Source organism: Streptomyces sp. NPDC101237, from assembly GCF_044767465.1.
Classification (GTDB): domain Bacteria; phylum Actinomycetota; class Actinomycetes; order Streptomycetales; family Streptomycetaceae; genus Streptomyces; species Streptomyces gramineus.
The window spans coordinates 251,872-261,344 of record NZ_JBIWNY010000011.1 but is presented as its reverse complement, the minus strand read 5'-3'; the positions used below and the strand labels follow the sequence as shown (position 1 = coordinate 261,344).

6 protein-coding genes are annotated in these 9,473 nt (G+C 71.7%); 2 read left to right on the top strand and 4 right to left on the bottom strand.

Going from position 1 to position 9,473, the window contains the following annotated elements:
- Positions 1-123: 123 nt before the first annotated feature.
- The 4 genes from ACIRQ9_RS19560 to ACIRQ9_RS19545 all read right to left on the bottom strand — a co-directional run bounded on the left by ACIRQ9_RS19560 (position 124) and on the right by ACIRQ9_RS19545 (position 4,307).
- Positions 124-1,779, bottom strand: coding sequence for an MFS transporter (locus ACIRQ9_RS19560; RefSeq protein ID WP_404174538.1), 1,656 nt, complete (start codon positions 1,777-1,779; stop codon positions 124-126).
- A 116-nt stretch (positions 1,780-1,895) separates the two neighbouring features.
- Positions 1,896-2,351 carry a MarR family winged helix-turn-helix transcriptional regulator gene (locus ACIRQ9_RS19555; RefSeq protein ID WP_404174500.1) on the bottom strand — a complete coding sequence of 152 codons (456 nt, stop codon included), beginning with the start codon at positions 2,349-2,351 and terminating at the stop codon, positions 1,896-1,898.
- A gap of 145 nt (positions 2,352-2,496) precedes the next feature.
- Positions 2,497-3,687 carry a glycoside hydrolase family 3 N-terminal domain-containing protein gene (locus ACIRQ9_RS19550; RefSeq protein WP_404174497.1) on the bottom strand — a complete coding sequence of 397 codons (1,191 nt, stop codon included), beginning with the start codon at positions 3,685-3,687 and terminating at the stop codon, positions 2,497-2,499.
- A 209-nt stretch (positions 3,688-3,896) separates the two neighbouring features.
- Entirely contained in the window at positions 3,897-4,307 is a 411-nt protein-coding gene (locus ACIRQ9_RS19545) for an ATP-binding protein (protein ID WP_404174495.1), read from the bottom strand.
- Between the two features lie 206 nt (positions 4,308-4,513).
- On the opposite strand from ACIRQ9_RS19545, the gene ACIRQ9_RS19540 reads away from it, so the two are divergent.
- Both ACIRQ9_RS19540 and ACIRQ9_RS19535 read left to right on the top strand, forming a co-directional pair.
- On the top strand, positions 4,514-4,879 hold the full coding sequence (locus ACIRQ9_RS19540) for an STAS domain-containing protein (protein WP_404174492.1): 366 nt from the start codon (positions 4,514-4,516) through the stop codon (positions 4,877-4,879).
- Between the two features lie 262 nt (positions 4,880-5,141).
- Positions 5,142-9,416, top strand: a complete 4,275-nt coding sequence (locus ACIRQ9_RS19535) for a HAMP domain-containing protein (protein ID WP_404174489.1) — start codon at positions 5,142-5,144, stop codon at positions 9,414-9,416.
- The last annotated feature ends 57 nt before the right edge of the window (positions 9,417-9,473 follow it).

The window sequence follows — 9,473 nt, the reverse complement described above, 5'->3', positions numbered from 1 at the left end:
CCGACAAAACCCGGGGGGGGCGGTCCACCCCGACCACCACGGGGGCCACCCTGATGGGGACCCGGTCACCTCCCGGCCGGGGGGCGGGTGCGGCGGACCTCCGCCGCACCGGCCCACGTTCCGTCACGGCTTCCGCGACCTCGCGGCGGACGTCCGGGCGGCCGGCCGGTCGGTGGGCTCGGCCCGTTCCGGGACGGGACGGTGGCTGCCGCGCAGCGCCGAGGCCACCGCGGAGACCAGGGCCATGCCCGCGGCCACGCCGAACACCACGGTCAGGCCGTGGTGGAACGGACCGGAGACCAGTTGCGGGAAGAAGGTGTGGCCGGTCAGGACGGACCGCTGGGCGGCGGTCACATGGTCGAGGACGCCCTCCGAGGAGAGCAGGTGCTCGATCGGGTTGTCGCCGAGGAACGTCGCGAACAGCGTGCTCACCGGCGGCAGTGAGGCGGCGTGCGCGGCGGAGGCGGCCGGCACCCCGTGCGCGGTGAGACCGCTCTTCAGGGTGTCCGGGAGCGTGGCGGCCAGGCCGGAGACCATCAGCGAGAAGAAGACACCGATGGACAGCGCCGTACCGGAGTTCTGGAAGGTGGAGCGCATGCCCGAGGCGACCCCCCGGTACTCGGCCGGGACGCTGCCCATGATCGAGGACGTGTTGGGCGCCGAGAACATGCCCTGGCCGAGCCCGTTGAGCAGCAGCAGTGTCGCGAACAGCCCGTAGTCGAAGTCGACGGGCAGCGCGAGCAGGCCGAGGAACGACAGCATGACCACGACCAGGCCCGCGGTGGAGAAGAACCGGGCGCCGAACCGGTCCGACAGGTAGCCGGAGACCGGGCCCGCGACCAGGAAGCCCAGCGTGAGCGGGAGCATGAAGATGCCGGCCCACAGCGGGGTGTCCTCGAAGTCGTAGCCGTGCAGCGGCAGCCAGATGCCCTGCAGCCAGATGATCAGCATGAACTGCAGGCCGCCGCGCGCGATCGAGGTCAGCAGGGCGGCCACATTGCCTGCGGCGAACGCCCGGTTCCTGAAGAGCGTCAGGTCGAACATGGGGTCGGCGACCCTGGTCTCGACGACGCAGAAGGCGAGCAGCAGGCCGACGCCGCCGATCAGGCCGGTCAGCACCCACGGGTTCGTCCAGCCGGTGGCGTTGCCGCCGTAGGGCTGGATGCCGTAGGTGATCCCGGCCAGCAGGATGCCGGCGCCCGCCGCGAAGGTGATGTTGCCCAGCCAGTCGATCCGGCCGGGCCGGCCCGTCGAGGTCTCGCGCAGGCTCAGGTACGACCAGATCGTGCCGGTGACGCTGACCGGGACGCTCACCCAGAACACGGCCCGCCAGTCGACGGCGGCCAGCAGACCGCCCGCGAGCAGCCCGAGGAACTGGCCCGCCAGCGCGGTGATCTGGTTGATGCCGAGGGCCATGCCGCGCTGCCGGGCCGGGAAGGCGTCGGTGAGGATGGCGGCCGAGTTGGCGGTGAGCATGGACCCGCCGAAGGCCTGCACGATCCGCCACAGGATCAGCCACATCGCGCCCGCTCCCGCGCGGAACGGGTCCAGTGACAGCGCGACCGAGGCACCGGCGAAGATCAGGAACCCGAGGTTGTAGATCTTGACCCGGCCGAACATGTCGCCGAGCCGTCCGAGCACGACCACCAGGACCGCGGAGACCAGCAGGTAGCCGAGGATCATCCAGAGCAGGTAGCCGATGTTGCCCGGCGCCAGCGGGTCGAGGCCGATGCCGCGGAAGATCGCCGGCAGCGAGATGATCACGATCGACGCGTCCATCGTGGCGATCAGCACGCCGAGCGTGGTGTTCGAGAGCGCGACCCACTTGTAGCCGCGGCCGGGCGGGGTCTCGGCGTGGCGGGCCGAGCGCAGGGCGCCGGTCCGGCGGGCCGCGCTCACAGCCGTTCCGCCAGCCGGGCGAGCAGCGGCACGGCCGCCCCGAGGGTCTCGCGCTCCTCGGCGGAGAACCCGTCGAGGACGGTCGCGAGCCGCCGCACGGACTCGGAGCGCCGTTCGGCGAGCATGGCGCGTCCCTTCTCGGTGACGGCGGCGATGCTGCGCCGGCCGTCCACGGCGTCGGGGGTGCGGCGGATCAGGCCGCGCTGTTCGAGCTGGGCGAGGGTGGTGGCCATGGCCTGCGGACGCACCCGTTCCCTCTCGGCCAGCGAGGTGGGGGAGTCGGGGCCGTCGGCGGCGAGCCGCGCCAGCACGGAGACGCCCGAGAGCGAGACGTCCCCGACCGCGTGGGCCTGGCGCAGCCGCCGTGTCATGCGGCCCACCGCGAGCCTCAGCTCGGCGGCCAGGAGCAGGGGGTCGCCCGGATCCCGGGCGCCGTCGGCATCGGAAGCCATGTCTGTCTTCACATGTACGCATACTAGATTTATCAGTCTGGACTGTTCAACCAGTCATAAGTAAAGACGACGGAGCCGGGCCGAGCCCGTATCGGCTCGGCCCGGCTCGGTCTCCGGCTCGCGGTGTCTCCGGCTCTCGGAGGGCTCAGCTGCAGGTGAGCCGGCCCGCCGTGGCCTTCGCGGTGAGGACGCGGTGCACGGAGGCGGTCACCTTGGCCCGGAAGGAGGCGTCCGACGCCATCTTGGCCTGCACGCCCTGGATCATCGCCGGAAGGGTCGACGCCTTGACCGTGAGGACCATGTCGCCGCCGGCGTTCAGGAAGTTCACCGCCCGCTGGGCCGGGGTGTAGGAGCGGACCGCCACGGCCTGGCCGAGGTCGTCGGAGATCACGACGCCCTTGAAGCCGAACGTGGTGCGCAGCAGCGAGTTGATGACGGTCGGCGAGAAGGCGGCCAGGTGCTTCGAGTCGATCTTGGTGTACTTCGCCGAGGAGATCATCACGAACGGCGACCCCGCGGCGACGGCGCTGCGGAACGGCTGCAGGCTCGCGCTGGTGGACGTGGTCACCGAGTCGACCACGTTCGCGGTGGTGTCGGTGTTCCCGATGACCTGGCCCAGACCGGGGAAGTGCTTCACGGTGGTCATGACCCCGGCGCTGCGGAAACCGGAGGCGAAGGCGCCGCTCTTGGAGGTGACGACGGCGGGGGTGTGGCCGTACTCGCGGTAGAAGTGCCCGATGGGGGCGTTGCGCGTGCCGAGGCTCGCGGGCACCACGTCGGCGACCGGGGCCAGGTTGAGGTCGAGGCCGGCCGCCTTGAGCTGCCGGGCCCACGTCTCGGCGCGGGAGCGCAGGGTGGCCGTGCTCCAGCTGCCCTGGGTGAGCGCGTTGGGCATGACGGAGAAGCCGGGGCCGCTCAGCACCTGGACCTGTCCGCCCTCCTGGTCCGTGGAGACGAGCAGCCCGACCCGGTGTCCCCCGACCGTGTCCGCCTGCGCCCGCGCCCCGTCGACGACCTTCTTCGTCGCCGCCGTGCCGGCCGAACTGCGCCCGGTCAGCATGACGGATCCGACGTGATAGGTGCGCAGGGTCTTCAGGTCCGCGGCGCTGGGACGGGACGCGGCGATCCCGCCCATGAACAGCTGGCCGACCCGCTGCGCCGTGGTCATCCCCGTGTAGACCTTGTCGGCGCAGGCCGTGGCGGACACGCGGTGGGCCTCGTCACCGGCCGCCGGCGCGCTGCACGCGCAGATGGCGATCAAGGTGGTGGCGAGCCCGACGGCGGTGCGCCGGGCAGCGGTACCGCGGCCCGCGGGCCGGCGGACAGGTGTCGCCATGGTGCGCTCCTGATTCGTGAGTGGTGCGGGCGAGGGGACCGGCCGGCCTCCGCACGGCATCCCTGCCTCGCGCGGTCCGACATCCGCCCCGGCGCCTCACGTTACGCCGAACGGGTGCGGTGCGCGCTGTGGCGGACCCCGCCTCCTCGGGCCGCACCGGCCAGGACGGCCGTACCTTCCCCTGGCACGGCGGCCGGGGCCGGCCGCGGTCAGCCGGACAGTGCCAGCCGGGCGGTGATCCGCTTGCCGACGGGCTCCCGCCGCGCCTCCACGTCCCGGGCCACCGCCAGGACGATCTCCAGGCCGTGCTGCCCGACGCGTCCGGCGTCCGCCGCCCGGGCCAGCGGAAGGCCCGGATCGCTGTCCCACACCTCGATCTCCAGCACACCGTCGGCGGCGCCCAGGCGCAGCAGCACCGGTCCCGGCGCGTACTTCAGCGCGTTGGTGACCAGTTCGCTCACCACCAGCTGGGCCAGTTCCAGCGTGCGGACCGGCACCGGCAGCCCCGGCGCCGACCGGGCCCGCGCCAGGAAGTCCGACGTGCGGTGCCGCGCGTCGGCGATGCAGCCGTCCGCCCCGTCCAGCGCGACCGTGACCTCGACAGGTGCAGCTTCCGCCATCCGGGAACACTCCTCGGGCGGGACGGACTCCCTGCCGACGATCCGCGAAACCCCGTTCATGGGCGCGCGCCTACCCGGCGATGCGCCGTCGTACTCCCTCAGCGCCCCGATCCGGATGCCCGCTGTCGTGCATCGCACTCCGCGCGGCTGGGCACGTTGGCTGCAGACCGGCGACACAGCCGGGACCGAGGGCGCGGAGGACGCACGTGGCAGACGAACACAGGGCAGGGGAGGACGGTGTGCTGTCCGTCACCCGGAGCGACGTCGAGGGCGTCACCGTGCTCGGCCTGCGCGGCGAGATCGACTGCGACACCGTGGGCGCCCTGGCCCGCGCCATGCCGCCGGCCGACCCCACCGCCGGCTCCCGGGTCGTCGTCGACCTGAGCGGGGTCACGTTCATGGACTCCAGCGGGATCAACGCCCTGATCGCCGCCCACCAGGTGACGCGGGCCGCACGGGGGTGGCTGCGGCTCGCGGGGCTGCGGGACTCCGTGCGGCGTACCGTGGAGCTGGTGGGCCTGGACACCCTGGCCACCTGCCATCCGACGGTGCAGGCGGCGATCACGGCGTGACGCCGGGCAGAGCGTCCCCGGCGGGGCCGGTTCCGGCCCCGTCCGGCATCGTCCCGCGAGCCGGGTGCCGCTCCGTCTTCCGGCCCGGGTCGGGCTTCGGCACACTTTGGTTGTCGGCCGACAACTGAGTTAATCTGCGACCGATTGTCTGCCGTGCGATGCCGCCGAACGCGGAATCGCCGCTGGTGGGCGGAGCTCTACGGCTCCGGCGAGGTTCCGGGTCCTCGGGGTGGGGACTCTGGGGAGCGGAACGAGGGTGTGCATGAGCGGCATGTCGGCGGACCCCCGGGTCCAGGGGCCCGGTGAGCAGGAGCTGCGGCAGCTGCTGGCCGGTCTGACGGCGGTGCGGGACGGTGACTTCGGCACCCGTCTGCCCTCCGACGGCGAGGGACTGCTCGGCGACATCGCCACGGTCTTCAACGGCATGGTCGACCAGCTGTCCCTGTTCACGTCGGAAGTGACGCGTGTGGCGCGCGAGGTCGGCACCGAGGGCACGCTGGGCGGCCAGGCGCAGGTTCCGGGGGTCTCCGGCACCTGGGCGGACCTGACCGACTCGGTGAACGCCATGGCCGGCAACCTGACCACGCAGGTCCGTGACATCGCCCAGGTGGCCACCGCGGTGGCGCGCGGCGACCTGTCGCAGAAGATCGACGTGCCCGCGCGCGGCGAGATCCTCCAGCTGAAGGAGACCGTCAACACGATGGTCGACCAGCTGTCCGCGTTCGCCGACGAGGTCACCCGTGTCGCCCGCGAGGTCGGCAGCGAGGGCCGCCTCGGCGGCCAGGCGCAGGTGCCCGGGGTCGGCGGTGTCTGGCGCGACCTCACCGATTCGGTCAACTTCATGGCCGGAAACCTGACCTCCCAGGTCCGCAACGTCGCCCAGGTGACGACCGCGGTGGCGCAGGGCGACCTGTCGCAGAAGATCACCGTGGACGCCCGGGGCGAGATCCTGGAGCTGAAGAACACCATCAACACGATGGTCGACCAGCTGTCCGCGTTCGCCGACGAGGTCACCCGCGTCGCCCGCGAGGTCGGCACCGACGGCCGACTGGGCGGCCAGGCGGACGTCAAGGGCGTCAAGGGCACCTGGCGGGACCTGACGGACTCCGTGAACTTCATGGGCGGCAACCTCACCGCGCAGGTCCGCAACGTCGCCCAGGTGGCCACCGCGGTGGCGCAGGGCGACCTGTCGCAGAAGATCACCGTGGACGCGCGCGGTGAGATCCTGGAGCTGAAGAACACCATCAACACGATGGTCGACCAGCTGTCCGCGTTCGCCGACGAGGTCACCCGCGTCGCCCGCGAGGTCGGCACCGAGGGCAACCTCGGCGGCCAGGCGATCGTGCCGGGCGTCTCCGGGACCTGGAAGGACCTCACCGACAACGTCAACGTGATGGCGTCCAACCTGACCGGTCAGGTCCGGTCGATCGCCCAGGTCGCCACCGCGGTCGCGCGCGGCGACCTGTCGCAGAAGATCACCGTCGAGGCCAAGGGCGAGGTCGCCGCGCTGGCCGACGTCATCAACACCATGGTCGACACGCTCTCCGCGTTCGCCGACGAGGTCACCCGGGTGGCGCGCGAGGTCGGCACCGAGGGACGGCTCGGCGGCCAGGCCCATGTGCCGAACGTGGCCGGGACCTGGAAGGACCTCACCGACAACGTCAACTCCATGGCCAACAACCTCACCGGGCAGGTGCGCAACATCGCCCTGGTGACGACCGCGGTGGCGGGCGGCGACCTGTCGAAGAAGATCGACGTCGACGCCCGGGGCGAGATCCTGGAGCTGAAGACCACCATCAACACGATGGTCGACCAGCTGTCGTCCTTCGCCGCCGAGGTCACCCGCGTCGCCCGCGAGGTCGGCAGCGAGGGCCGCCTCGGCGGCCAGGCCGAGGTGGAGGGCGTCGAGGGCACCTGGAAGCGGCTCACGGAGAACGTCAACGAACTGGCCGGGAACCTGACCCGGCAGGTCCGCGCGATCGCCGAGGTCACCAGCGCCGTCGCGGAGGGCGATCTGACCCGCTCTATCACCGTGGTGGCCTCCGGCGAGGTCGCCGACCTCAAGGACAACATCAACTCCATGGTGGAGTCCCTGCGCGAGACCACCCGGGCCAACCAGGAACAGGACTGGCTCAAGACCAACCTCGCCCGCATCTCCGGCCTGATGCAGGGCCACCGCGACCTGCCGGTGGTCGCCGAGCTCATCATGGACGAACTCACCCCGCTGGTCTCGGCCCAGTACGGCGCCTTCTACCTGGCGGAGGACACCGAGCGCGGCCACGAACTGCGCCTGGTGGGCTCCTACGGCTACCCGGACGACACCGAGCGGCCCACCCGCATCCCGGTCGGCCGCTCCCTGGTCGGGCAGGCGGCACGCAACCGGCGCATCATCCACGTCGAGGAACTGCCCGAGGGCTACGTCACCATCTCCTCCGGACTCGGACAGGCCGTGCCCAGCGCCCTGGTGGTGCTGCCCATCGTGGTCGAGGAACAGGTCCTCGGCGTCATCGAGCTGGCCTCGCTGACCCGCTTCACCCAGATCCACCAGGACTTCCTCACCCAGCTGGTGCCGACCGTCGGCGTCAACCTCAACACCATCGTGGCCAACGCCCGCACCGACGAGCTGCTCGGCGAGTCCCAGCGGCTCACCTCCGAACTGCAGGCCAGGTCCGAGGAGTTGCAGGTGCAGCAGGACGAACTGCAGCGCTCCAACGCCGAGCTGGAGGAGAAGGCGTCCCTGCTGGCCTCCCAGAACCGCGACATCGAGGCGAAGAACCTGCAGATCGAGCAGGCCAGGCAGGAACTGGAGACCCGCGCGCAGCAGCTCGCGCTGGCCTCCAAGTACAAGTCGGAGTTCCTGGCCAACATGAGCCACGAGCTGCGCACCCCGCTCAACAGCCTCCTCATCCTCGCCCAGTTGCTCGCCCAGAACCCCTCGCGCAACCTCACCCCGAAGCAGGTCGAGTACGCCGGCATCATCCACTCTGCGGGCTCGGACCTGCTGCAGCTGATCAACGACATCCTCGACCTGTCCAAGGTCGAGGCCGGCAAGATGGACGTGGCCCCCGAGCGGGTCCCGCTGCGCCAGCTCCTGGAGTACGTCGAGGCCACCTTCCGGCCGATGACCACCCAGAAGAGCCTGGAGTTCACGGTGGCCACCGCGCCGGGCACGCCCGCCGACCTGCTCACCGACGACTCCCGGCTCCGCCAGATCCTGCGCAACCTGCTGTCCAACGCGGTGAAGTTCACCGAACAGGGCTGCGTGGAGCTGCGCATCGAACCGGCCGCCGACCGCGAGGTGCCGGCGGGCGTGCTGCGCGGCGGCCCGGTGGTGGCCTTCCGGGTCGTCGACACCGGCATCGGCATTCCCCACCAGCAACTGGAGACCATCTTCGGCGCCTTCCAGCAGGCCGACGGGACCACCAGCCGCAAGTACGGCGGCACCGGCCTCGGCCTGTCCATCACCCGCGAGATCGCCCATCTGCTCGGCGGCGCGGTCACCGTGGACAGCACCCCAGGCCAGGGCAGTACGTTCACGCTGTACCTGCCGGTCGCCCGCGCCGACTTCGAGGACCTGCTGGACAACGGCACCCGGCCGGTGGAGCAGCCCCGCGCCCTCACCGCCGCGGAGCCCGAGCCCGTCTCCCGCGCGCTGCCCGCCGCCGGACCCGACCCCGCGCACCGCAGACGCCGTCTCCTGGTGATCGAGGAACGCCCGCGCGGACTGCTCACCCTGGTCGCCGAACGGGCCGTCGCCGACCTCGCGCACGACCCCGGCGATCCGCACGGGGTGATCGACCTCATCACCGCCGTGGGCGCCCAGGAGGCGGCGAGCACGCTGGCGGCCGAACCCTGCCACTGCGTGGTCCTGGAACTCGGAGTGCCCGGCAAGGAGGGCGCGGACTTCCTGGAGGCCATGCGCGGCGACTCCGCGCTGGCCAGCGTGCCCGTCCTGGTGCACACCGGGCACCGGGTCGACCTGGCGCAGGAACAGGCGCTGCGGGCCCTCGCGGGCGGCCGGCCGCTGGACTTCCTGTCCAGCCTGGACGAGCTGCGCGAGCGCATCACCCTGCACCTGTCCGCCGAACAGCCCGGTGACGTGCTGTCGCTGGTACGCGCCGACGAACCGCACCGTCCGGCCGCGCAGGTGGTGGACGACACCTTCCTCGGCCGCACGGTCCTGGTCGTCGACGACGACGCGCGCAACCTCTTCGCCCTCAGCGGCGTACTGGAACTGCACGGGTTCCAGGTCCTGCACGCCGACAACGGCCGCAAGGGCATCGAGATGCTCCTCGCCCACCCGGACGTCTGCCTGCTGCTGATGGACGTGATGATGCCGGAGATGGACGGCTACGCCGCCACCTCGGAGATCCGCGCGATGCCCCAGTACGCGGAGCTGCCCATCATCGCCGTCACCGCGAAGGCCATGCCGGGCGACCAGGAGAAGAGCCTCGCCTCGGGCGCCAACGACTACATCACCAAGCCCGTCGACACGAACGACCTCATCTCCCGCGTCCGCCGCTGGCTGGCCGAGTGACCCCATCCCGCCGCCTCGGCGTCCACCAGCAGGCCGCGTGACGCCCCGAGGCGTCCC

Excerpts from the sequence above, each read along its gene's own strand:
- ACIRQ9_RS19560 (WP_404174538.1), bottom strand. The coding sequence starts at position 1,779 with ATGGACGCGTCGATCGTGATCATCTCGCTGCCGGCGATCTTCCGCGGC.
- ACIRQ9_RS19555 (WP_404174500.1), bottom strand. The coding sequence starts at position 2,351 with ATGGCTTCCGATGCCGACGGCGCCCGGGATCCGGGCGACCCCCTGCTC.
- ACIRQ9_RS19550 (WP_404174497.1), bottom strand. The coding sequence starts at position 3,687 with ATGGCGACACCTGTCCGCCGGCCCGCGGGCCGCGGTACCGCTGCCCGG.
- ACIRQ9_RS19545 (WP_404174495.1), bottom strand. The coding sequence starts at position 4,307 with ATGGCGGAAGCTGCACCTGTCGAGGTCACGGTCGCGCTGGACGGGGCG.
- ACIRQ9_RS19535 (WP_404174489.1), top strand. The coding sequence starts at position 5,142 with ATGAGCGGCATGTCGGCGGACCCCCGGGTCCAGGGGCCCGGTGAGCAG.